This window comes from Vibrio sp. 10N.222.49.C12 (assembly GCF_041475025.1).
GTDB classification, from domain to species: Bacteria; Pseudomonadota; Gammaproteobacteria; order Enterobacterales; family Vibrionaceae; genus Vibrio; species Vibrio crassostreae_C.
The window spans coordinates 219,709-244,741 of record NZ_JBFRVF010000001.1; the positions used below are offsets into that span (position 1 = coordinate 219,709).

18 protein-coding genes and 1 riboswitch are annotated in these 25,033 nt (G+C 43.5%); of the genes, 12 read left to right on the forward strand and 6 right to left on the reverse strand.

What is annotated here, in order from left to right:
• Nucleotides 1-89: 89 nt before the first annotated feature.
• Entirely contained in the window at nucleotides 90-2,363 is a 2,274-nt protein-coding gene (gene clpA / locus AB4583_RS00940; protein ID WP_017062108.1) for an ATP-dependent Clp protease ATP-binding subunit ClpA, read from the reverse strand.
• A 39-nt stretch (nucleotides 2,364-2,402) separates the two neighbouring features.
• Nucleotides 2,403-2,723: an ATP-dependent Clp protease adapter ClpS gene (clpS, locus tag AB4583_RS00945; RefSeq protein WP_004737430.1), complete on the reverse strand. Its 321-nt coding sequence runs from the start codon at nucleotides 2,721-2,723 to the stop codon at nucleotides 2,403-2,405.
• Nucleotides 2,724-3,308: 585 nt separating this feature from the next.
• On the opposite strand from clpS, the gene cspD reads away from it, so the two are divergent.
• The gene (cspD, locus tag AB4583_RS00950) at nucleotides 3,309-3,530 is read left to right on the forward strand and encodes a cold shock domain-containing protein CspD (protein WP_004736548.1); all 222 of its coding nucleotides are present in this window, start codon (nucleotides 3,309-3,311) and stop codon (nucleotides 3,528-3,530) included.
• A gap of 327 nt (nucleotides 3,531-3,857) precedes the next feature.
• On the opposite strand, the gene AB4583_RS00955 is transcribed toward cspD, so the two are convergent.
• Entirely contained in the window at nucleotides 3,858-6,083 is a 2,226-nt protein-coding gene (locus tag AB4583_RS00955; RefSeq protein ID WP_017067848.1) for an NADP-dependent isocitrate dehydrogenase, read from the reverse strand.
• Nucleotides 6,084-6,404: 321 nt separating this feature from the next.
• Between AB4583_RS00955 and AB4583_RS00960 the strand changes: the two genes are divergently transcribed.
• Nucleotides 6,405-7,133 carry a pseudouridine synthase gene (locus AB4583_RS00960; RefSeq protein ID WP_017062110.1) on the forward strand — a complete coding sequence of 243 codons (729 nt, stop codon included), beginning with the start codon at nucleotides 6,405-6,407 and terminating at the stop codon, nucleotides 7,131-7,133.
• Between the two features lie 58 nt (nucleotides 7,134-7,191).
• Here the strand turns inward: AB4583_RS00960 and AB4583_RS00965 are convergent, their stop codons facing one another.
• Both AB4583_RS00965 and AB4583_RS00970 read right to left on the reverse strand, forming a co-directional pair.
• Complete coding sequence (locus AB4583_RS00965) at nucleotides 7,192-7,863, reverse strand: DUF2057 family protein (RefSeq protein WP_372116047.1); 672 nt, start codon at nucleotides 7,861-7,863, stop codon at nucleotides 7,192-7,194.
• A 133-nt stretch (nucleotides 7,864-7,996) separates the two neighbouring features.
• The gene (locus AB4583_RS00970; protein ID WP_372082689.1) at nucleotides 7,997-8,962 is read right to left on the reverse strand and encodes a porin; all 966 of its coding nucleotides are present in this window, start codon (nucleotides 8,960-8,962) and stop codon (nucleotides 7,997-7,999) included.
• A 513-nt stretch (nucleotides 8,963-9,475) separates the two neighbouring features.
• Between AB4583_RS00970 and dinG the strand changes: the two genes are divergently transcribed.
• The 5 genes from dinG (at nucleotide 9,476) to AB4583_RS00995 (ending at nucleotide 14,395) form a co-directional block, all read left to right on the forward strand.
• On the forward strand, nucleotides 9,476-11,551 hold the full coding sequence (gene dinG, locus AB4583_RS00975; RefSeq protein WP_372116042.1) for an ATP-dependent DNA helicase DinG: 2,076 nt from the start codon (nucleotides 9,476-9,478) through the stop codon (nucleotides 11,549-11,551).
• A gap of 128 nt (nucleotides 11,552-11,679) precedes the next feature.
• Complete coding sequence (locus AB4583_RS00980; RefSeq protein WP_017062114.1) at nucleotides 11,680-12,459, forward strand: TSUP family transporter; 780 nt, start codon at nucleotides 11,680-11,682, stop codon at nucleotides 12,457-12,459.
• A gap of 22 nt (nucleotides 12,460-12,481) precedes the next feature.
• The gene (locus AB4583_RS00985) at nucleotides 12,482-13,030 is read left to right on the forward strand and encodes a primosomal replication protein (RefSeq protein ID WP_372116043.1); all 549 of its coding nucleotides are present in this window, start codon (nucleotides 12,482-12,484) and stop codon (nucleotides 13,028-13,030) included.
• Nucleotides 13,020-13,190 carry a pleiotropic regulatory protein RsmS gene (gene rsmS / locus AB4583_RS00990; protein WP_017055021.1) on the forward strand — a complete coding sequence of 57 codons (171 nt, stop codon included), beginning with the start codon at nucleotides 13,020-13,022 and terminating at the stop codon, nucleotides 13,188-13,190. The genes AB4583_RS00985 and rsmS overlap by 11 nt, the downstream gene beginning before the upstream one ends.
• Nucleotides 13,191-13,261: 71 nt before the next feature.
• Nucleotides 13,262-14,395, forward strand: a complete 1,134-nt coding sequence (locus AB4583_RS00995) for a cupin domain-containing protein (protein WP_017070025.1) — start codon at nucleotides 13,262-13,264, stop codon at nucleotides 14,393-14,395.
• Between the two features lie 112 nt (nucleotides 14,396-14,507).
• Here the strand turns inward: AB4583_RS00995 and AB4583_RS01000 are convergent, their stop codons facing one another.
• On the reverse strand, nucleotides 14,508-16,625 hold the full coding sequence (locus tag AB4583_RS01000; protein ID WP_017070026.1) for a methyl-accepting chemotaxis protein: 2,118 nt from the start codon (nucleotides 16,623-16,625) through the stop codon (nucleotides 14,508-14,510).
• A gap of 499 nt (nucleotides 16,626-17,124) precedes the next feature.
• On the opposite strand from AB4583_RS01000, the gene emrD reads away from it, so the two are divergent.
• The 5 genes from emrD to AB4583_RS01025 all read left to right on the forward strand — a co-directional run bounded on the left by emrD (nucleotide 17,125) and on the right by AB4583_RS01025 (nucleotide 24,920).
• Entirely contained in the window at nucleotides 17,125-18,330 is a 1,206-nt protein-coding gene (gene emrD / locus AB4583_RS01005) for a multidrug efflux MFS transporter EmrD (protein ID WP_017065927.1), read from the forward strand.
• 348 nt (nucleotides 18,331-18,678) lie between these two features.
• On the forward strand, nucleotides 18,679-20,769 hold the full coding sequence (locus tag AB4583_RS01010; protein ID WP_372116048.1) for a S9 family peptidase: 2,091 nt from the start codon (nucleotides 18,679-18,681) through the stop codon (nucleotides 20,767-20,769).
• Nucleotides 20,770-20,938: 169 nt separating this feature from the next.
• Nucleotides 20,939-21,745, forward strand: a complete 807-nt coding sequence (xthA, locus tag AB4583_RS01015) for an exodeoxyribonuclease III (protein WP_017070028.1) — start codon at nucleotides 20,939-20,941, stop codon at nucleotides 21,743-21,745.
• A 156-nt stretch (nucleotides 21,746-21,901) separates the two neighbouring features.
• The gene (locus tag AB4583_RS01020; protein ID WP_372116044.1) at nucleotides 21,902-23,587 is read left to right on the forward strand and encodes a type I secretion system permease/ATPase; all 1,686 of its coding nucleotides are present in this window, start codon (nucleotides 21,902-21,904) and stop codon (nucleotides 23,585-23,587) included.
• Complete coding sequence (locus tag AB4583_RS01025) at nucleotides 23,580-24,920, forward strand: HlyD family type I secretion periplasmic adaptor subunit (RefSeq protein ID WP_017070029.1); 1,341 nt, start codon at nucleotides 23,580-23,582, stop codon at nucleotides 24,918-24,920. Before AB4583_RS01020 ends, AB4583_RS01025 begins: the two co-directional genes overlap by 8 nt.
• A 12-nt stretch (nucleotides 24,921-24,932) precedes the next feature.
• Nucleotides 24,933-25,016, forward strand: a riboswitch (cyclic di-GMP riboswitch).
• Nucleotides 25,017-25,033: the final 17 nt, after the last annotated feature.

Sequence of the window (25,033 nt, forward strand, 5' to 3'; positions counted from 1 at the left end):
TCTCGCATCTCGCATCTCGCAAGCATAAAAAAACGCACAACCTAAGTCATGCGTTTTATATTTAAGCCTTTGATTTATCAATCACTTCGTTAGTGCATGACCTCTTCTTTAGCACCAACATAGATGAAATCCAATTCGTCTTTTTTCAGGGATACTTTAACCGTACCGCCATCAACCAAGCTACCGAACAGTAACTCGTTAGCAAGTGGTTTCTTAAGCTTCTCTTGAATCACACGTCCCATTGGACGAGCACCCATGGTCTTGTCATAGCCTTTATCAGCTAACCAGTGACGAGCATCCTCAGAAACCTCTAAAGACACGCCACGAGCGTCCAGTTGAACCTGAAGCTCGACAATGAACTTATCAACTACTTGGCTAATCACACTTGGGTCAAGGCTGTTGAACCAAATGATATTATCAAGACGGTTACGGAACTCAGGAGTAAATACCTTCTTGATTTCGCCCATCGCATCTGGCGCATGATCTTGTTGGATCAGGCCGATCGATTTCTTCTCGGTTTCAGCCACACCTGCGTTGGTCGTCATCACTAGAATCACATTACGGAAGTCCGCTTTGCGACCATTGTTGTCAGTTAGCGTGCCGTTATCCATTACCTGCAGTAGCAAGTTAAAGATATCTGGGTGAGCTTTCTCGATTTCATCCAGTAACACAACAGAGTGCGGGTTCTTGATTACGGCATCCGTTAGCAAACCACCTTGGTCGTAACCAACATAACCAGGAGGCGCACCAATCAAGCGGCTCACTGAGTGTCGCTCACCGTACTCAGACATATCAAAGCGCAGAAGCTCAATACCCATCAACTTAGACAGCTGAACAGTCACCTCTGTTTTACCGACACCAGTAGGACCAGCAAACAAGAATGAACCAACAGGTTTATTGTCTGCACCCAATCCAGCACGGGTCAGCTTAATCGCTTCACTCAATACATCGATTGCAGGGTCTTGTCCGAATACCAACATTTTCATGCGCTCATCCAGTTTCTGGAGTGTATCTTTGTCTGAAGACGATACTGACTTTTCAGGAATACGCGCCATTTTCGCAACCATTGACTCAATATCAGCCACGCTTACCGTTTTCTTACGACGGCTTGCAGGTGCCAAACGACTACGAGCGCCCGCTTCATCGATTACGTCAATGGCCTTATCAGGAAGGTGGCGTTCATTAATGTATTTAGCTGACAGTTCCACAGCGGCACGCAACGCTTTGTTGGTGTAGCGCACTTCGTGGTGAGCTTCGTATTTTGGCTTCAAGCCAATCAGGATCTTGGTCGTATCGTCTAGCGATGGTTCAATAATATCTATTTTCTGGAAGCGACGAGCTAAAGCACGCTCCTTCTCAAAAATACTGCTGTACTCTTGGTACGTTGTTGAACCGATGCAACGTAATTTGCCACTGCTTAGTAGTGGTTTAATTAAGTTTGCCGCATCAACCTGACCACCCGATGCAGCCCCGGCACCGATAATGGTGTGGATCTCATCGATGAACAGAATCGCGTCTTCTTCTTTCTCCAGTTGCTTAAGAATCGCTTTAAAACGTTTCTCAAAGTCACCACGATATTTGGTTCCGGCTAACAGTGAACCGATATCTAGAGAATAAATTACGCTGCTCTGAATGATTTCAGGCACTTGTCCTTCAACGATGCGCCATGCAAGACCTTCCGCGATGGCAGTTTTACCTACCCCCGCTTCACCCACTAACAGAGGGTTGTTCTTACGACGACGACACAGAACTTGGATAGTGCGTTCTAGCTCTTTGTCACGACCGATTAGTGGGTCAATATTGCCCTGCTTTGCGACTTCGTTAAGGTTAGTAGCAAAATTTTCTAAACGGTCTTCAGAGTTAGCTTCTTCAGCATTTTCTGCACCACCAAATGAATCGGATGATGAAGGACTGTCGCCTTCGTTGCTCGCTTTGGTAATACCGTGTGAGATGAAGTTAACAATATCTAAGCGACTAATGTCGTTTTTCTTAAGAAGATATGCCGCGTGAGATTCTTGCTCACTAAAAATAGCCACAAGTACGTTAGCACCTGTTACTTCGCTGCGACCTGAAGATTGAACATGAAAAACAGCGCGTTGAAGTACTCGTTGGAAGCTCAACGTAGGCTGAGTTTCGCGAGTTTCGTCGCTTTCAGGGATAAGTGGGGTCGTTTGATCGATAAAAATATCGAGCTCATTGCGAAGAGCATCGAGATCAGCCTGACAAGCTTGGAGCGCTTCCTTGGCCGCATCATTTTCTAATAATGCTAGTAGGAGGTGTTCGACAGTCATGAATTCATGTCGCTTGTCTCGCGCACGAGCAAATGCGCCATTTAAACTCGTCTCTAATTCTTTATTTAGCATAAGTACCTCCTAAGGGAACAACAGTGTTGTTCGAGCAATTTATACTTGCTCCATTGTACATAGTAGCGGATGCTCATTTTCCTTTGAGTACATCGTGACCTGCGCTACCTTTGTTTCCGCTATTTCAGCACTGTATGTGCCGCATATAGCTTTACCTTCATAATGAACCTTGAGCATCACTTCCGTTGCTTTTTCGATATCTAGTGAGAAGAATCGCTCTAGGATCTCGATTACAAAGTCCATGGGCGTGTAGTCATCGTTATTCAACACAACGTTATACATCGCCGGTGGCTTTACTTTTGTTGCTTCTTTCTCCAGTAAATCTGAGCCTGGAGATGCCCATTCAAAGTTTCTGCTCATATCGCTTTGCTAAGGGTTATTTTTCGGAAGTCGTGAGTGTTTACCTAACTCAAATTTACCACATTCACGCTTTACCGTGTACTAAGAAACTGCACCTAGAAACAGTACCAAAAAATATTCCTCTATACTGAGCCTAATCCACCATTTCCATCGCTGCAAATAAAAGATCTCGATTAACAAGATTAACATATGTGATTGATTAAAAAGACGCCATAACTATTGATACTAACGATAAGATTACCGCTAAGTTACTATTTAGTTAATAGATTGCGGTTAATCTCGAATGTGATTTGTTATTAAAATTGATCACTTTTATACCAATTTACTATTGACTGTGCTCAATCATTAGCTACATTGGAGCTAAAAGGTTTTTTAATACACTTTTGCAACATGAATTAAAATCAGTAACACGCTTCAAAAATTAACAATAAGGAATAATTACGCAGGGTAGCGTTAATTTCCGTAAGCAATGTACGAGATTCAAGCTATTAGCTGAAATTCTTTAGCTGGTAGGAATGATATCAATCGCACTTACAACAATTGATATAACAACGTTAGTAACAAAATGCATGAGGGATGTATAGCATGGCTACAGGTACAGTAAAATGGTTTAACAATGCCAAAGGGTTTGGCTTTATTTGTCCAGAAGGTGAAGACGGCGATATTTTCGCGCACTACTCCACAATACAAATGGAAGGTTATCGAACCTTAAAGGCTGGTCAGCAGGTCGACTATGAAGTAGAAAGTGGACCTAAAGGCTCGCATGCTAGCTCCGTTGTTCCTGTAGAAGGCAGCGCCGCAAAATAGGCGAATGCAAACTCATGTTAACCTCCATCAGTCGTCATTAACGGCTGACAGGTAAACAGAATATTGAAACCGCTCATTTAATAACTGTAACACAGGATTACGAGAGCGGTTTTTTTCGTTTTGGGGGCTCTAAAGTTGCTCACTGGACAATGAGCTCGAAGAGCTACTCCCCTTAAGCTAGGTCTTAAGAAGTATTAGACAGAAAAAAGACGCTTTAACATTATCGTTAAAGCGTCTTTCGTTTTGACTTTATCTATAACTTAGCTATCAGCCTAAGCAACTCGTTAGCAAATCACGTTCATGACTGACTAACGATGAGTCCAATCACTATGCATCAATAAACGCGTTTAGCGTTGAGCTTGGGCGCATTAGTGTTGAAACCAATGCATCGTCAAGTAGGTAGTAACCACCTAAGTCGCCAGCCACACCTTGAGCGTTGTTCAGCTCTGCAACGATCGCTTCTTCACTTTCAGCCAGTTGACTTGCCACACCTGCAAACTCAGCAGCAAGATCAGCGTCAGCCGTTTGCTCAGCAAGCGCCTTAGCCCAGTATGCCGCTAGATAGTAGTGGCTACCACGGTTATCAAGCTCACCTACTCGACGTGAAGGAGACTTGTTGTTATCAAGGAACTCACCCGTCGCTTTATCAAGCGCATCAGCTAGAACTTGTGCTTTAGCGTTACCTGTTACTACGCTCAGGTGCTCTAGAGATGCCGCTAGTGCCAAGAATTCACCTAGAGAATCCCAACGCAGGTGGTTTTCTTTCTCTACTTGTTGAACATGTTTAGGAGCAGAGCCGCCAGCACCTGTTTCAAACAGACCACCACCGTTCATTAGTGGAACAATCGATAGCATCTTAGCTGATGTACCAAGCTCTAAAATCGGGAACAAGTCAGTTAGGTAATCACGTAATACGTTACCAGTAACCGAAATAGTATCTAGGCCTTCTTTGATACGAACCAGTGAGTATTGAGTCGCTTCAAGTGGAGCAAGGATCTTAATTTCAAGACCATCGGTATCGTATTCAGGAAGGTATGCTTCAACTTTCTTGATAAGCTGAGCATCATGTGCGCGTGACGCATCTAGCCAAAATACCGCTGGAACACCCGATGCACGAGCACGCGTTACCGCAAGCTTAACCCAGTCTTGGATTGGTGCATCTTTAACCTGACACATACGGAAGATATCGCCTTCCTCTACGTCTTGCTCAAGAAGCACAGCGCCTGAAGCGTCAACAACTTGAACCTGACCAGCAGCTTCAAGGATGAAAGTCTTATCATGAGAACCGTACTCTTCCGCTTTTTGAGCCATCAAGCCAACGTTTGGTACGCTACCCATCGTTGTTGGATCGAACGCGCCGTTCTCTTTACAGAAATCAATAACCGCTTGGTAAATGCTCGCGTAGCTACGATCTGGGATCATTGCTTTGGTATCTTTTTGCTTACCTTCTGGATCCCACATTTGACCAGAAGAACGCAGCATTGCAGGCATAGATGCATCCACAATGATATCGCTTGGTACGTGTAGGTTAGTAATGCCACGGTCCGAATCAACCATCGCTAGTGGTGGCTGAGTCTCGTATACCGCTTGCAGGTCAGCTTCGATTGCTTCTTTCTGCTCTTGAGGAAGCGCATCAATCTTCGCGTAGACATCACCGATGCCGTTATTTACATCAACGCCTAGCTCTTCAAACAGCTGACCGTGTTTAGCAAATACGTCTTTGTAGTAAACCTTAACCGCGTGACCAAAGATCACTGGGTCAGATACTTTCATCATCGTCGCTTTCAAGTGAAGAGAAAGCAGTACACCTTGCTCTTTAGCCGATGCGATTTCTTTTTCGAAGAATGCAACCAAAGCGGCCTTATTCATCACTGACGCATCAATGATCTCTTTATCTTGCAGTGCAAAAGCTGGCTTCAATGTTTTCTTCGCACCATCTTTGCCAACGAATTCAATGCTAACTTCTGTAGCACCTTCAATGGTTACTGACTTTTCGCTACCGAAGAAGTCTTTGTCGTCCATACTTGAAACGTGCGACTTAGAATCTGCAGACCAAGCACCCATTGAGTGTGGGTTCTTCTTCGCGTAGTTTTTAACAGAAAGTGGAGCGCGGCGATCCGAGTTACCTTCACGCAATACTGGATTTACTGCACTGCCTTTGATTTTGTCGTAAGTCGCTTTTACTGCTTTCTCTTCGTCAGTGTTTGCTTCTTCTGGGTAATTAGGAAGTGCGTAACCTTTTGACTGTAGCTCTTTGATTGTTGCTTGAAGCTGAGGTACAGATGCAGAGATGTTTGGAAGCTTGATAATGTTTGCTTCTGGTGTCTTAGCCAATTCACCTAGTTCTGCTAATGCATCACCAATACGTTGCTCTTCGTTCAAATAGTCAGGGAAGTTGGCAATAATACGCCCTGCAAGTGAAATGTCGCGAGTATCAACGTTAATACCAGAAGAAGCTGTAAAAGATTGAATGATAGGCAGCAGAGAGTATGTTGCTAGCGCCGGAGCTTCGTCTGTAATGGTATAGATGATCGTTGGTTTTTCAGTAGGCATGAAATTTCCCTATAGTTCTTACAAGCTCATTTAAAGTAGTGAGCGTGTTATAAATTGACCAGTAAGCCACTCTAAGAGTGAAAACTGCTTACTCGATAGTCGTACTCTATCTTATTTTTCATACAATCTTGATGACAGCATGAACCAAATCCGTGAGTGCGTTGTTATAATAAAACACGAAGGTATAATTAAACAAATCAGGCTTAAGAGTCCATCAACTTGTTCTATTTTGTGTCTTTTAGGCGCGCAAATGATAGCTCAATTCCGTTTCAGTGAAAACTTTTCAGCACACTTCGTTTACATTTTTGCAAGGTAGTTAACATGTCTACTCGCTCACGCAGCGCATCTCGTTCAGACAAACCGGCTCGTTCTGGTGCAACATTAAAACAAAGCGGTAATAGACAAAGCCGAAGCAGTGATAAGAATAATACTGGCAATTCGCACAACAAATCTCACTCAAGCAAGCACCGATATAAAGGCAAGCCTACCAATGCAAAACCTAAGGTTGCGCTCGAAGATCGCAAAGTAATTCTGTTCAACAAGCCTTTCGATACTCTAAGCCAATTTACAGATGGCGAAGGGAGAAAAACGCTAGCGGACTTTATTCCAGTGAAAGACGTTTATGCTGCAGGTCGCCTTGACCGCGACAGCGAAGGGTTAATGGTCTTGACCAACGATGGTATTTTTCAAGCTAAGCTAACTCAACCAAACTCAAAATCCCCAAAGACTTACTGGGTACAGGTTGAAGGCGCACCTTCTGAGGAAGATTTAGATAAATTGAGAAAAGGTGTCGAACTAAAAGACGGCATGACACTGCCCGCTCAGGTTGAGGTGATGTCTGAACCTGTTGTGTGGGATAGAACCCCTCCAGTACGCTTCAGAGCCGCGATACCGACAACATGGTTGGCTATTACAATCATTGAAGGACGTAACCGTCAGGTAAGACGAATGACAGCCAATATCGGCTTCCCTACCCTGCGTCTTATCCGTTACTCAATGGGTAATATGAATGTGGGGCAGCTGCAGCCTGGTGAGTGGAAAGAGATTTAACTCATAGCAATATATTAAAGCGAGATTTACGTCTCGCTTTTTTGTACGTGAAGATTGATTACTCTTGGTCAATCATCCACTTACGGAATTCTTTGCGCTCTTTTTTAGAAGCTTTTAGATACCAAGCTTTCAATTGCTCGACATTTTGAGTAACACTTCCCACAACGCTTGGGGCAGTTTTAAGATCTAGTTTCGGAGTATCCGATTGAGTTGTAACTGGAGAGGGAACTATCGCAGTAGTCGTGGCAGTGACTAACGCACCATCGACAAACGTGATTCCTCGTTGATCGTTATGTTCTTTTACAAGCTTGTCCATTCCCATAAATGGAAGTAGACCTTTCTTGCCTTGAAGTAACTCTTGTTGATAGACAAGTTCGTTACCGTCTTGAGTTAAACGCCAATCGGGGTTTTGCTTTCTGAAAGCTTTTTCCGCTTCGCTTTTACTTCGAGCAACCGGGTGATCCAATTTAATTTCATTCCCACCTGCTTCAAACGTTAATAAATATGGCTTAGAAGTAAATACGCTATTACCACTACCACGACCAACTTCTTTGTCCATTCGGACAACAACTTGAGTCGTACCATTTCTTATTATATTCGTCCCCAATTTAGAATCAGCCTCTACACCATTAATGTAAAGAACAGAGACACCTTTGCTAGGAACCAGAGTTATAGCATGTGCAGAAAATGCAAGCATAGTTAAAACAAAGAATAATTGCTTTTTAAACATCACAGAGATTGACTCCTTTCATCAGGCACGTTGCCAAAAATAATTAAGTAATTATTATATGAAATATTAAACTGTAAAAATAAATAAAGCCACCCTGAGGTGGCTTTATAAGAAAGTTTTTAACTAAACTCAATTAGAAGCTAGCTTTAACACCTACAGCAACACCAGTGTCCGTGTTTTTCTGGTCTGTACCACCAACTTCAATGTAAGCCGTAGTGTTCGGAGCAAAGCCGTAACCAGCATTTACAAACCAGTTGTCGGCGTCATTGTCATTGTTGTCACTATCAGAAGTGCTGTAGCCAGCACCGATAGTTACTGCATCAATAGTGTAATCAGCAGCAAAAGCGATAGTATCTGCATCTACTTTTACAACTCCTGTATCCATTGTTGTCGCGTAATAGCCCAACTCAAGATTCAAGCTTTCAACGCCAGAGAAACGAGCTTCTAATGCCCAAATAGCGTCGTCCGCGCCAGGCGCCATCTTTTCCAATTCTGCGTAGCCATAGTATGCAGTGAAATCAAAATCAGCTACACGACCACCAAGTTTAAGATCGTAATACGCTCCATCTTTGCCAAGAGCATCTGTGCTGTCATTCTCATCTTGAGCAAGAGATGCTGTAGCATAGAATGTCCCTGTATCGATATCATAACGAATCATTTCATCTTGACAGAACTCACTACCATTTTCGAAGAAAGAGCTCACACCAAACTGGTAATCAGAACCAACACCAGCATCGTCTAGCGCGCCACACGTACGACCAACCTTCACAGAACCGTAGTTTTGAGTATATAAAGCCACATAGACATCACCAACATCTGCAGATGTAGAAGAACCGCCAGTTACTTCACCAGATGCTCCATCAAACTCCCAATAACCGCCAAAAGTTAGCTCGTCATTAAGCGCATAACGAACATCAAATCCAAAGTCAGCATCTTGAATTTCTTGCTGGAATTCTGAATCTTTTGCAAAACCTTTAACGTAAACAACTTCGATGTCGCCACTTAGGTTAACAGATAAGTCTTCCTGGTTGTAAATTTCGATTGCTTGTGCCGATGTTGCTGCAAACATAACACTTAGTGCTAATAGAGTCTTTTTCATAATAAATCCACTGCCTTTTCTAAGAATGGGAGATCCTTGCCCGGTTCCCTTTTATTTTTATGACTGGTCATTACCACTCTTTGTTGGTTAATCACCGTCACTAAATTTCGAGGTCTAGATTGCAAAAGATTATCCTGCGTGTCAAATAAACTAAAAACAAACCTAAAAAAAACACAAAGCAATCAAAATCAACTACTTACATTTTTTTTCATAGTTTTACGAGCAGCTTATCCTTAGTTTTATCAGAAAATATAATAATCCAAAAAAAGAACAAAACAGCATTTAACACCACAAACAACTTGTAAAAACGCCACGCCTCAGGATTTAACACCTACAAGCAAGTCTTTTTTAATATTTATATTTCGCAACATAAATAAAATAGTTAAGTTCCTGATGGTTCAGTTTTTTTTTGTGAACAAGATCTACCTTTGATTCAAAAGCAAGCTATTTCACCGTAAATGTACCGACTAGTGATATGTGCTACTATCCTCGCTCCGTTACGTAGGTCACAGTATGCTAACTACTAAAATTCAAAAATCTATTCGCACCAGTTATCAAAACCTCCAAGATCAGTTGGACAACTTTGTACCTCGACGTGCTCAAAATTACCTTGTTGCAGAAATAGCGAAGACACTTTGTGGTCAATACCACAAAAGTAATCGCATGATTGTTGCAGAAGCGGGAACCGGGATCGGGAAATCACTGGCTTATTTAATGGCAACTATTCCTGTCGCTGTGCTCAATAACCGAAAAATAGTCATATCAACGGCGACGGTTGCGCTACAAGAACAGCTCGTCAATAAAGATCTCCCTCTATATAGAAGACTGACTGATCGAGAGTTTTCTTTCATATTAGCGAAGGGCAGACAGCGTTATTGTTGTTCCGAAAAGCTAGCCGCTGCCTGCGGGGTTGATGGCGGACAAATGGCCATGTTCGAATCTAAGCCAAAGAAGAAGGATATCGACCAACTTCAAACCATGTATCGTAGCCTAACCCAAGGTAAATGGGATGGTGACCGTGATTCGTGGCCAAAACCCATCGACAACATGATTTGGCAGATGATTGTTAGTGATAAGCACAGCTGCAATAACAGTATGCCAACTCACAGAGATTGCCCTTTCCAGAAAGCGCGTTCAGAGCTAGATAAAGCAGATGTGATTATCGCTAATCACAGTTTGGTGATGGCCGACGCTGACCTAGGTGGCGGAGTTATTCTTCCAGAGCCAGAAAACAGCATCTATATATTCGACGAGGCACACCATTTACCTCATGTCGCTCGAGATCACTCCTCTGCAGCTGCCAGTTTAAAAGGTGCGGCTTCTTGGTTAGAGCGTTTAAATCAATCGATCACTAAGCTTTCTGGTTTAGCGGACGAAAAGCGTGTCCACCGATTTAGAAATGAATTGCAGGACTCCGTACAACAACTGATCCCTACTCTGACTCAAATGAGCAAACAGTTTGACGCAAGCCACTTTGAAGACGGCTTGTATCGCTTCGAACATGGCGACTTACCTGAGTGGCTAGAGAATGAATCTAAAGACCTTAAGCAACTCACACAAAAGGCGAGCCAAGCTGTTGCGAAGATTGCAGACCTGATAGCAGAACGAGTTAAAGATGGGGAGCTTTCAGCAAAACTTGCAGAGCCTGCGTTGGCAGAAATTGGCTTCTATATACAAAGAACAGAGAACCTTGCTCAAGTTTGGCGCTTAATGGCTGAACCGAAGAGAGAAAAAGGTGCTCCTTTGGCTCGTTGGCTCGAACTGAATAAAGAAAGCGAAGGCGATTTCGTTGTGAATGTTTCGCCACTAGAGGTAGGTTGGCAACTGGATCAACAAATCTGGAGCCGCTGTGTGGGTGCCGTATTAGTATCTGCGACCATGAGGGCGCTCAACTCTTTCAGCTTTTTCTGTCATCAAGCAGGTATCAGCCAAAAAGCAGAAGATGGCGTACAATTTTTGGCTTTGGCATCACCGTTTGATTACCAGAATCAGGCTGAGCTTATCGTTCCAGCAATGAAGTACGAACCACAAGCACCTCAGTTTACCGAATATCTTATTGAAATTTTGCCTAAGGTAATAGAAGACAAAAAAGCCAATCTCGTTCTATTCTCTTCTTACTGGCAAATGAACAAAGTTGCAGAGGCTTTAGCAACAGATTTCGTTAAAAAATCGTGGGCATTGCAGGTTCAAGGTGATACTTCACGAACTGAAATCCTAAAAAAACATAAAAAGCTAATAGACCAAGGTAAAACCAGCGTTCTTTTTGGAACTGGCAGCTTTTCTGAAGGTCTTGATCTACCGGGTGAGCTTCTTGAAAACATCGTGATTACCAAGATTCCTTTTGGTGTTCCTACCTCTCCTGTAGAGCAAGCACATTCAGAATATATTGAATCACGCGGTGGCAACCCTTTTATGCAGATTACTGTTCCAGATGCGAGTAAAAAGCTTATTCAATCTGTGGGTAGACTACTGCGTAAGGAAAGAGATTCTGGTAAAGTCACGATCCTTGATAGACGCATAGTAACGAAGCGATACGGAAAGTCCCTACTCGATTCACTACCGCCTTTTAAAAGAACAATAAAATACTAATATCCCCTGCCCTTGAGGTAGTTATGGGCCTTCATCGCTAGGCCCTTGCATTCACAACCCAACATGACTAATCCATAGATTTTTCATGTGGCTGCCCTATCAGCCGATAACGAGAACACTAGCTATTTATGGAAATGATTGAGCCAACCATGTTGGTCATACTTGCTCTGGTTGCATTTGCAGCAGGCTTTATTGATGCTGTCGCAGGTGGCGGAGGGATGTTAACCGTTCCAGCTTTGCTATCGCTTGGTTTACCGCCACACATCGCATTGGGTACTAACAAGCTTGCAGCGACTTTCGCTTCATCTACAGCTGCATTCACTTACTACCGTAAAAAGCTGTTCAAGCCTGAGTGTTGGGTCAATGCATTCATATCTACTTTAATCGGGGCGACCATCGGCACACTCACTGTTGATGCCATTAGCACCGAGTGGTTAGAGAAGGTATTGCCGTTAGTCATTCTTGCCGCTGCGGTCTATACCATTTTTCATAAGACTCCAGATGTGAGCCATAATGTGTCTCCCAAGCCTTGTCCTGTACTTAAGAGAAAACAAAAGTACCAAGGATTCATTCTTGGTTTTTATGATGGGGTTGCAGGCCCAGGAACTGGCGCGTTTTGGACGGTAAGCTCTATGGCGCTTTATCGCTTAAACATCTTACTTGCCTCTGGTCTATCCAAAGCCATGAACTTTACCAGTAACTTTACCTCTTTGGTGACCTTCGCGATTCTTGGCCATATTGATTGGGTTCTAGGTTTAACCATGGGTCTTTGTTTAATGGCAGGTGCATTTGTTGGTGCTCACTCTGCTATTCGTTTCGGTGCTACATTTATACGACCTGTGTTTGTTACCGTAGTAAGCGTACTTGCAATTAAACTGGCATATGAAGCTTGGTTTGTGAACTTATAGGCAGTAGCCAACGGGAAGTGAAATGAATCAATTTTCAAAGCTAAAAAGTGTCATTGATACCTTAATTGGCCATTGCTCTCAGGTTGATAAATCTCGAGGGGCTTATCATCAAGCCTTGTTTGACCGAGCCTTATTTAAATGTGGCGCCTCTATTTTACTTCCCTATGCACTTGAAACTCAGGCAACGTACCGCACCATTGTACGTGAACAAACCACAAATCAACTGGCCGCATCCAGAGCCAACTACCTCACAGAAAAACTGACCAATCAGATTGCAGCAATCCAAAGAGAGTTAGCCAACCACGATTTACGCTTGGACCGAAAAAGTAAGTCAGGGAAAACCCTTAACGACCTATACAACGAACTCGCTCAGCACCAAGACTGGCAAAAGCGATTGGTCGATTTAGTACGAGTACGAAAGTTAGCGTTTGATTCTGCGCCTCGCCACAGTAAGAAAAAAGCGGAAGAGGCTTGGCAGTTAGCCAAAGAACGATTAGAACGCTGTGAAGACTCAATGAAAAATATTGAGAGACTGATTAACTTAGAGAACCCTAAGCGAAATGAACACTGATAACACACCATCACCACTGGATAACGCACCAGAAGAAGTTAAGTTAGCTGTCGACCTGATCTATCTGCTCGAAAGCAACGAAATCGATCCAAAAGTCGCGTTAGAAGCAATCAAAATTGTCCAGCAAGATTTACAAGCCAAACTAGCATCTAGCATCTAGCATCTAGCATCTAGCATCTAGCATCTAGCATCTAGCATCTAGCATCTAGCATAAAAATATACAGGATTCACATGTACCAACTCAGCTTTTCTATGCCCGAGTTTCTTGAAAACTACTGGCATAAAAAACCAACCATCTTAAAGGGTGGCTTCCAAAACTTCGTCGACCCAATTTCGCCGGAAGAACTTGCTGGTTTATCGATGGAAGAAGAAGTGGATTCTCGCTTTGTCTCTAACCTCGACAATCAGTGGACTGCTGAACACGGCCCATTCTCTGAAGAAAAGTTTGGCGAATTAACCGAAACTCATTGGCAACTGATCGTTCAAGCAGCGAACCACTGGCACCAAGGCGCAAATCAGCTGACTGAGGCGTTCCAAGCGTTACCAAACTGGTTATTCGACGATCTCATGATCTGCTACTCAGCACCTGAAGGCGGCGTAGGCCCACATATTGATCAATACGATGTCTTCATCATTCAAGGTCAAGGCAAACGTCAATGGAAGGTTGGCGCTAAAGATGTTGGCCAATACAAAGAGACTGTTCAAGCGTCTGCACTTCGTCAAATTGAAGGTTTTGACCCAATCATTGATGAAACTTTAGAGCCGGGCGATATCCTTTATATCCCACCAGGTTTCCCACATGAAGGGAGCACGTTAGAGCCGTCAATGAGCTACTCTATTGGCTACCGCTCGCCTAAAGAACAAGAACTGATCAGCAACTTTGCCGATTTTGTACTTGCTCATGATATGGGTGACGTACACCTGCACGATCCAGAATTCAAAATGCAAGAAGGCTACGGAAAAATTCGTTCATCGGATTTAAGCAATCTCACAGACATGTTGAAATCTGCACTAGAGCAACCTGAAACCATCAGTGAATTCATGGGTTGTCTGCTAAGCCAATCACGCCACCAGCTTGATATCGTTGCTCCAGAGCCACTATGGACTCAAGAAGAGATCGCTCAACACTTAGAGTCTGAAGGTGAGATTCACCGAGTATCAGGCTTAAAGGCGCTCTACCACGAAAATGAAAGCAACACTGCTTACATCAATGGCGAAGTGGTTAAGGTTGATGAAGCGGATTCTTCGTTACTCAACATACTTTGCGATGAGACCATGATTACCTCGGCTACTGCCCTATCTCCTTCGGGCATAACTGTCGTGACTGAATTGGTCAACAAAGGCTACTGGTTTATCGAAGAGTAAGCAGCGTCAACCGCTGGTTATTGCCTAGCCTCTAAATAAACAATTAAAAAAGGGACAAATGAAATCTTCATTTGTCCCTTTTTCTATTCAAGAACTGGTTAAGGCTTAATGCTTATACCTTGAACTGATTGACCAACTTCTGTTGTTGTTGAGACAGTTGGTCAATTTCATTGCCGACTTGCTCAGAAGCCGCGGCTTGCTCCAAGATCTTCGCACTCAAATCGCGAATATTAACCACGCTTTGATTTACTTCACCGGAAACCGATTGTTGCTCTTCGGCTGCTCGAACGATCTGACTGTTCATATCACTGATCGCCTCAATAGAAGTAAAGATCGACCCCAGATCTTCAACTGCTTTCTGAACGTGTAGTGCTGTATCGTTAGCTAGGATATTGCCTTCTTGTATTGCTTCAACGACATCTTGAGTTCCAGCATGAACCTTGTCGATCACCGCTCTGATCTCACCAACCGATGACTGGGTGCGACTTGCGAGGTTTCTTACCTCATCCGCAACAACAGCAAAACCTCGACCTTGTTCGCCAGCACGAGCCGCTTCAATCGCCGCGTTCAATGCCAGTAAGTTAGTTTGCTCAGAGATCCCTTCAATCACACTTAAGATCTCGGTGATGTTTCCGTTATTTTTTGCCAATTCTTCAACAATAGGAACAGCACTCGACATACGCTCCACCAGCTTTCTCATTTCACCTGCTGAAAGTTCGATGACTTGTTGCCCTTGTTGAGCAGAACGATTCGCTTCGCACGCTGCATCAACGGCCACTTCTGCATTTTGTACCACTAAGCCCGCAGTTTGAGTCATCTCTTCGGCCGCTGTCGCGACTAGATCCACTTCTTTAAATTGAGACTCGCTGCTTTCACGAGTACTTGATGCTGATGCTTTCGCTTGGCTGGTAGTATTTGCCACTTGTTCTGTGGTGTGAATGACTTCTTTGATTGTGTGTTGCAGCTTATCTAGGAACAGGTTAAATCCTTTTGACAACTGACCGATTTCATCTTGAGACTTCACTTCCAAACGTTGGGTCAAATCACCTTCACCTGAAGCGATGTCATTCAACCTTTCCACAACCTGACGAATCGGCTTCACAATAGACAACGAGGCAAACGCGATAATGGCTAAGCCAAAGATAATAAACACTGTACCGGCGATCACTTCTGTTTTGATGCCTTCACTTAGCTTAGTGCTAATGATGGAATCCAATTTATTTGCGTCAGCGACGACACTGTCTCTTGGGATCTCAAACAACACCCCCCAAGTTTGGTTAGCTGCAACAACAGGTGCAAAGGCAAGTAACCACTCACCGTTCTCGCTCCATTGCGTTGTCACTTCACCACCAAAGATAAAGTCGGTCATTAAATCACTGTTTGTATTGCCACTTTGGAAAGTTGAACCGACTGCAATGCTTGAATCATCAGAAGCGATGACCGAACCATCTAGACTAACCACGTAAGCTTTACCCGCACCGTTAAACAAGCTCTGGTCAGATTGAGTAATCACACTGGTTAAACCATCAAGTCTTAGATCAATACCAAGAAAACCAATAGCAACGTCGTCAACCAAAATAGGGACTGAAATAGAGGACGTAAGTAGCGCTACACCACCGCTGTTCACGACTCTCGGCGTACTAATACACGTTTGGCCTGAAGACAAAGGACAGTAAAAACGTTCGCTATTGCTGTCATCATTCAAGATAGATTCTGAAAGAACGTTCGCTAGAACATTTTCACCGTTATCTGCCACCTTCCAGTAAGGAGCAAAACGACCTTTTTCGTTAGAACCAACATAATCAGCATCGACATAATTCGCATCTTCACTATCGAGCAAGTCAGGCTTGAAAACTAGATACGCTCCTTGAATAGAGTCGAAGTTTAAAACCGAGCGACGAACCATTTCATCCAAGGCGGTACGAAGCTCTTCACTTGGTGTAAAGTTTTCGTCTGCATTGTTTTTTAGAAACTGAGCACTGGCCGCAAGCATTTCTGCGCGGTAAATAGCTTCGTCTACATAACGTTGAGTTTCTTGAGCATTAAGCTGAGAAACAGACGCCAGCAACTGCTGAGTTTTATTGATAACTGATTCTGAACTTTGAGATTTGATGACTTGTTGATTGCTCGTTGCGTTGTAGATCGAGAAACCAATAAGAGACAGTGACGTAATGATTAAACAACAACCTGCTAAGAGGGTTATTTTCCACTGTACCGATAGAGAGCGCATTTAATATCCTTATTTAAGCCAAAAGACTTCCATAACCATAACTATCACATCGACAACGAATTGCTGTACACAATGTAAATGAGTTAGACGAATAGCTTAGCGGATAATTACAGCACAAATTGCTTACATATAAAACGAAAGTTTATACAAATGTTAATAGAGCGTGTTTTCTTCCTTTTTTCTGTGATTTCAAATGATGTACTCATATAATCATTAGCTGTGTTGCTTAGGTTTTAGCGCTTTGGACATAGCCAGAACATCGATATTTAAAGGAAGCCCACTCCACCCTCTCCCTCTTTAAAATGCAGTAACTTCGGATTAGTTTTTATAATCCAAGTTATAGATTTTTATCTTGCTCAACTTCACACTTTTTGATTGCTAAGCCCGCAATCAAGATCTAATATCTCGCGCCTAGATTCCCTGAACACTTTATTCATTTGGCTCTCCTTTAATGGAGCGCTAAGGCTTTTTACGTCTTAATTTTTGGAGAGATACGCAAATGTCCGCCTCGTTTCCATTAGCGAAACTTACCTTTTTAATCGCTATTCTGACTGCCGTAGGTCAAATGACTCAAACGATGTACGTGCCTTCTATCGGTCATATGGCAGGTGAGTTCTTAGTTTCGGCATCTTCACTGCAGGCAGTGATGGCGTGTTACTTGATCCCTTATGGTCTGTCGCAATTTGTTTACGGCCCACTTTCAGATCGCCTAGGTCGTAAACCGATCATCGTGATTGGTTTGATCATCTACATCATCGGTACTTTGGTGGCATTGTTCGCTCACGAATATGAATGGTTCTTAGCGGGCAGCTTTATCCAAGGTTTGGGCATCGGTTGTGGTGGTGCGATGTCTCGTACATTGACTCGCGACTGTTTTGAAGGCGCAGAGCTGCACCGTGCAAACAGCTTGATTAGCATGTGTGTGATTTTCTCACCATTGATGGCTCCTGTACTGGGTGGTTACCTAACAGAAGTTTTCGGCTGGCGTTCTAGCTACTTATTCCTTGCGCTGTTTGGTATTGCTGTTGTGATCACTATGATGACGAGCATGATGGAAACACTGCCGAAAGAACGACGCAAGCATGAATCGGTTGCCAACAGCTACAAGTTCGTTCTGTCTGATAAACGTTTCCAAGGTTTCTTATTGGTATTAGTCGCAACCTTTGCTGGTGTAGCCGTATTTGAAGCAGCGGCAGGTGTGTTGCTTGGTGGCGTACTTGGCTTACCGGCAACCACAGTAAGCTTGCTGTTTGTCTTGCCTATTCCAGGTTACTTAGTCGGTGCAGGCTTATCTAGTTACATCGCACAACGTCGCTCTGAGCGCCGTGCATTGAATGTTGGTCTGGTTGCGATATTGGTAGGCTCAACAGTGGTATTGATACCGGGTCTGTTTGGTCAAACAACAGCATTAACTTTGATTGGCGGTGCCACAATTTACTTCTTGGGCGCTGGCATATTATTCCCAGCAGCAACAACAGGGGCACTTTCGCCATTCCCGTACCACGCTGGTACTGGAGGTGCGATTTTAGGTGGTATGCAAAACCTAGGTGCTGGCATCGCAACACTATTGGCATCGTTCTTCCCAGCTCAAGACCAACTGCCACTCGGTTGCCTGATGATTGCTATGTCATTCATCGCTATGCTTGGTTTACGTTGGGTTAATCGTAAACCTGACCACTCAAACGAAATGCCATTGGCTATTTAACGTAAAACTCGAATCTTGCTAAACAAAGGAAAGGGACATACTGAAAAGTGTGTCCCTTTTTGTTGCACATTTATTCCTTCCACTCTCACGTATCAGTAATTTCATTTAACATTGCTTTGATTTTTTAAAAACAATAACAGACACTTACGATGAAGGTGCATATCCAGAATCCAATTATAAATAATATCACTGGAAGAACACCAACGTACCTGAACTCTCACAACAAAGGATGCTGGCATTAAAACGAGTAAGGTACACACTAAGGATATACAGATGCGTATCGCTTTAACCACATTAGTCGTATCAATAGCGCTTGTCGCCGGATGCAGCAATCAAGGAATATCAACCATGAACCACTACTCTCAATCACAGCTCGTCGCTCAGCAAACCCAAGCACCCGTTGCTAAGAAAGTCCCTCACGCAATGACGATTCATGGTGACTCCCGAATCGATGATTACTACTGGATGCGCGATGATGCACGCCAAGATCCAGAGATTTTGCAACAGCTTGAGCAAGAGAATCAGTACGCAGATACAGTGTTAAAACATACACAAGCAGCACAAAAACAATTATTTCAAGAGATCAAAGGCCGAATCGCAAAAGACGACAATTCGGTACCGGTTCGCAAAGGCAGTTACTACTACTCGAATAAGGTCACAGGCGACAACGAATACCCAGTTCACCTGCGTGAAAAAAACTTTTTAGGCACAGACAAGCAAGTCATCTTAGATGTTAACGAGCTAGCAAAAGAGCATGAATTCTTCAGTATTGGTGGCTTAACGATCAGCCCAGACGAAAACTTGTTGGCCTATGGCGAAGATACGCTGAGCCGACGAATATACACCATCAAGATCAAAGACCTCACAACAGGTGAATACCTAAAAGATGAAATTGAAGGCGCTTCAAGTGCAATCGCGTGGCAAAACGACAACCAAGCCTTCTACTACATCAAAAAAGATCCACAAACATTGCTGGGTTATCAAGTTTACCGCCACGTTTTAGGCAGCGCTCAAGCAAACGATCAGTTAATCTACGAAGAGACCGATAGTGCTTACTACACCTCTTTGAGTAAAAGCAAAGATGGTGAACAGGTCTACATTTGGCATTCGAGCACAGAAACCAGCGGTGTCTCAGTCATCGATGCCAACAACCCAAAGGCTACAGCTGAGGCTTTCTACCCAAAAGAGACCGGCATAGAGTACAGCATCGCTAAGCTAGGTGATTGGTATTACATCTACACCAACTACCAAGCGGTCAATTTCCGTTTAATGAAAGTCACAGCTGAAGAGATGCATGATCGCTCAAAATGGGTCGATGTCATCCCAGCAGACGATAATACTCAGCTTGTAGATTTCGAGTTGTTTGATGACCATCTTGTCTACGAGCAACGCGCGGATGGCTTGTCTACAGTGAAAGTTCGCCAACTCTCAACAGGCCACGAGTTTCCACTTGAATTTAACGACACCGCATTTGCCGCTTACCTAACGCGTAACTATGAATTAGATAACGCAAAAGTTCGTATCTATTACAGCAGCTTAACCACGCCAGGTACTTACTATGATTTCGACCTAAGTACAGGTGAATCCGAGCTCATGAAGCAAACACCCGTATTAGGTGATTTCGAAGCGGATAACTACCAATCAGAGCGAATCATGATTACGGCTCGCGATGGTAAGCAAGTTCCTGTCTCTTTGGTTTATCGTAAAGACTTATTTAAGAAAGACGGCACTAACCCAATCTACCAATACGGCTATGGGTCTTACGGCTCTACGATTGAACCTACCTTCAGCTCAACTCGCCTAAGCCTACTGGATAGAGGTTTTGTTTATGCCATCGCACATGTCCGCGGTTCAGAAATGCTTGGTCGCCCTTGGTATGAAGATGGCAAAAAACTGACCAAACAAAACACGTTCAACGACTTTATTGATGTAACCAAAGAGCTTGTTGAAGAAGGCTACGGCGCGAAAGATAAAGTGTTCGCCGTTGGGGGGTCTGCTGGCGGTCTATTGATGGGAGCAATCATCAACCAAGCACCAGAACTGTACCGTGGTATTGGTGCACATGTTCCGTTTGTAGACATTGTGACAACCATGCTCGATGAATCGATCCCTCTAACCACCAATGAGTATGACGAATGGGGTAACCCGAACGATAAAGCCTACTACGATTACATGCTGGGGTACTCACCGTACGACAACATTAAGGTACAAAACTACCCGAACATGTTGGTAACGACAGGCCTGCATGACTCACAGGTGCAGTACTTTGAGCCAATGAAATGGGTTGCGAAGCTGCGTGAAATGAAAACAGACAACAACGTATTGCTGTTCAAAACCGATATGGAAGCCGGTCACGGTGGCGCTTCTGGCCGATTTAAACGATTAAAAGAAGACGCACTTGAATACGCGTTCTTTTTGGATTTACTTAAGACTCAATAGATTCTACGTAACTGTAAGTATTCACATCATTTAATGTCGCTATTTTGTCTCTACAAAGTGGCGACAGAAATTATTAAGCATGGTTAAATACGATGAACCATGAAATCCACCAAATCAAAAACCTTTAAAAACAAGCAGTGACAAAGGTTTACGAGAGGTATAAAAACAAATGAAAGTAATTAGCTTCAACATCAACGGTCTTAGAGCCCGCCTTCACCAACTGCAAGCTATTATCGACAAACACCAACCCGACGTGATTGGTCTGCAAGAGATAAAAGTGCACGATGAAGCCTTCCCAATTGCTGATGTTGAAGCAATGGGCTATAAGGTTTACTTTCACGGCCAAAAAGCGCATTACGGTGTGGCTATGCTGTGTAAGCAAGAGCCAATCTCAGTTCAGAAAGGTTTTCCAACCGACAATGAAGACCATCAAAAGCGTATGATCATGGCGACGTTTGAAGATGAAGATGGTGAAAAGGTTACCGTGCTAAATGGCTACTTCCCTCAAGGGGATAACATCAAGCATGAAACAAAATACCCGTACAAACGCCAGTTCTATAAAGACTTAATGACTTACTTAAACGATTATCACAACAAAGATGAGCAAGTGATTGTGATGGGCGACATTAATATCAGCCCTATCGACGCAGACATCGGCATTGGTGAACCTAATGCGAAACGTTGGTTAAAAACAGGTAAATGCTCTTTCCAACCAGAAGAGCGAGAATGGTTGAAAACATTGATGGACTGGGGCTTTGTAGACAGCTTCCGCTTGCTGCACCCTGAAGTGAATGATCAATACTCGTGGTTTGATTACCGCTCAAAAGGCTTCGTAGACAACCGCGGCCTGCGTATTGATGTAGTCCTAGCGACTCAAAAGCTTGCCGATAAGTGTACTGAAGCTGGCATCGATTACGAGCTACGTGGTATCGAAAAACCGTCTGATCACGCGCCAATTTGGTCGACGTTTAAATAAAATCCAAATTAAATTTCAAATCAAAAATGCACAAGCTTTTGTTTAGCTTGTGCATTTTTTTTACTTAGCTCAAATCCACTCAAAAAGCTTGAGATAGTTCACATTCTCGCCACTGCCCATCTATACTATTTGGACAACCAATGGAGAGATTTTTGTATGGACGCAAAGCCTTGGGCCGGTATAAATCCAATTAATCTGCGTAGTTTACTTCCGATGATGGTGGTCAGCGGAGCGATCAGCGTATTGATGTTAGTCGTTCCCTTATTCAGCCTTCAAGTGTTTGATCGAGTCCTCTCAAGTCAAAGTTTAGATACGCTTCTATTCTTGGCTTTCATTGCTGTGTTCCTACTTACAGCCCAAGCGTTCCTTGACGCGTCTAGAGCCAAGTATGCACAAAAGAAAGCGATCAAATTTGAATTTATCGCGTCTCAGCAGCTATTTGAACAAACCTCCTTCTCATCGAAATCAAAAGAAAAACATCTGTTCAACGATATAAGTGAGGTAAAGAGCCTACTCTCTTCTCCAGCCTACTTTGTCATGTTTGATCTGCCATTCACTCCCCTTTTTCTTATTATTATGTTTGCGATTCATCCATATATAGGATTAGTCGGTGTGGGTGCCGTTGTTTTTATTCTCATGACAACATTGCTTTCTCATTGGGTTAAATCTAAGCACTTTAAAACCACTTACTTAAGCCAGCTCGCAACACAAAGAAAAAACGACGAGTGCTTTCAAAAACACGCCACGATCTTTAGCCAACATCAACAACAAGGTTTAAGTCAGACCTACCAAGAAATATTGGCGGAGAAGAGCTGGTCTCGAAGCCATTTAGATCAAGCCACCTGTTCACTGAGTGCATTTTCTCGTTACATACGTATGGTCCTTCAACTCATCATCATGGCTGTCGGAGCAAGTCTAGTCATTCAAAATGCCATGTCTGCTGGTGGAATGATTGCGGGTTCAATCCTAATGGCGAGAGCACTCCAGCCAATTGAGATGCTCTCTAGTGGTATTCAAGCATGGAAAACTGGTTTGGATGCAAACAAACGCTTAGCTAAGGAATTTGCTTCTCATACTAAACATACCGAGCGAACCGAGTTGGAAACAATTAAAGGTGATCTGGTCATCGACAACGTCACATGGTTCGCCTCTGAAAACCTTAACAAGCCGACTCTTAATGGTTTGAAGCTAAGACTGGAATCAGGAAATCGAGTCGCATTGATAGGCCCTAGCGGGTCAGGTAAGTCTTCCCTCTGCAAAATGATCACTAACGGCATATCGCCCTCAAAAGGTGGCATTTCTATCGATGGACTCAATGTTGAGTTGTGGAATCTGAATCAGTTCAAACACACCGTCGGTTATGTTCCTCAGCACATCGACTTTTTACATGGCACTGTCAAACAAAATATCGCCCGATTTGATTCCAACGTTACGGATAGCCAAATCGTCAGATCCGCTATTCAAGCCGGTGTGCATGATGCTGTTGTCGCCTTACCGAATGGATATGAAACGATTATCGGTTCTTTTGGTCATCAGTTATCTGGTGGACAAGCCCAGAAACTTGCCATCGCAAGAGCATTGGTTTTCTCACCTAAGCTACTCGTGCTTGATGAGCCTGATTCCCATCTCGACAAAGAAGGCGAAGAGTTTCTTGTTTCGCTATTACAATTGGCGAAAGAGAAATCCATTTCTGTCGTGATGGTAACGCATAACCCAAGCTTACTCAGACATGTCGATTGGGTTGTTGAATTGAAAAACGGCCAGATAACGCAAGCAGGCGAAGCGAGTAAAGTGGTCCGGTCGCTCTTCAATGTCGCTTCCTCGGAGGTGTCGAATGGCTAGTATTCATCATGACGATAAAGGTATTCACTTCGACGATGGTAGAAAACTGATCTTTTCTACATTCAAAATACAGGTGTTCATCTGGTTAGTTCTTGTGACTACTCTTGGTGGCTTTGCTGCTTGGGCATACCTAGCCCCGCTTTCTTCTGCGGCCATTGCGCCAGGCGTGATTATCGTAGAATCAAAGCGAAAACCCATTCAGCACTTAGAAGGCGGGATTGTAGAAATCGTCCATGTTTCTGACGGCGACCATGTTCAAAAAGACGAACTGCTCATCACGTTAAGTCACACACAAGCTCAAGCATCGCTTCTAAGGCTAAGAGCTCAGTGGCAAAGTGATTTAGCGCGGCTGAACCGCTTACAATCAGAGTTAGCGAGTCATCAAGAAATTCAATTTGATATGAGATTACTCTCCCTTATGAGTGACCCAAACGTATCAAGCTTACTTGATACGCAGAGTAAACTTTTCAGCAAAAGACAATCGTTAAAATCCGGTGAATCCGATGTGTTACAGCAAAAAGTCGAGCAATCAAAACTTGATCTGCAAGGCTTCCAACAACGATTCTTAGCCGGAAATCGAAGCCTGAAGTATTTAGAAGAACAGGTACAAATGCACCAAGATTTGCTTGTTTCCGGTAACACATCCAAATCTCGCTTATTGGATTTACAGCGAGAACGCTCTCAATTACAAGGTAACGTTGCTGACCTCAAAGCTAGAATCGGACACGCCAAGCGCACCATCGCCGAAGCGAAATTAGAGCTGATCAACGCGGATTATACTTACGCCAAAACGCTCGGCGAAGAGATACAAGATTTAGAACGAAAGCTGAATGAAACCAGAGAAGCTATGGTCAATGCTCAAGATATTCTTACCCGGGTTGAAATAAGAGCACCTCAAAGTGGTGTGGTGGTTGGACTTAATGTGGTCTCCGAAAATGCCATCGTTCCACCCGGTGAAACCTTGATGGAATTGGTTCCGCAAAATGACGAGTTGATTGTAGAAGCGTTAGTGAAGCCAGAAGACATCGAAGCCTTACGAATTGGCTTGGATACCCAAGTAAGACTGACTGCATACAGTTTCCGTAAAACACCACCGATTCGTGGAAAATTAGTCCATATTTCGGCTGACCGCATTAGCGATCAAGCTACAGGATCTTCTGCTTACTTAGCGAGAGTATCGTTAGATAAGTCTGAGCTAGAAGCATTAGAAAACATCTCATTGTATCCGGGCATGCCCGCAGAAGTGATGATATTACTTGAGCAACAAACACCGCTCGAGTATCTACTCAACCCACTCTCTGTGAGCGCCTATAAGGCAATGAGAGAAATTTAACCAAGCGCACAAAGAAGATAAAGCCAAACTCATCGTGAGGTGAGGACGGAAAGCTCCAGATCTCAGGGATGAAGCCGAGATGGCTGGGCTGCCTCTATGTATCGAATGATATG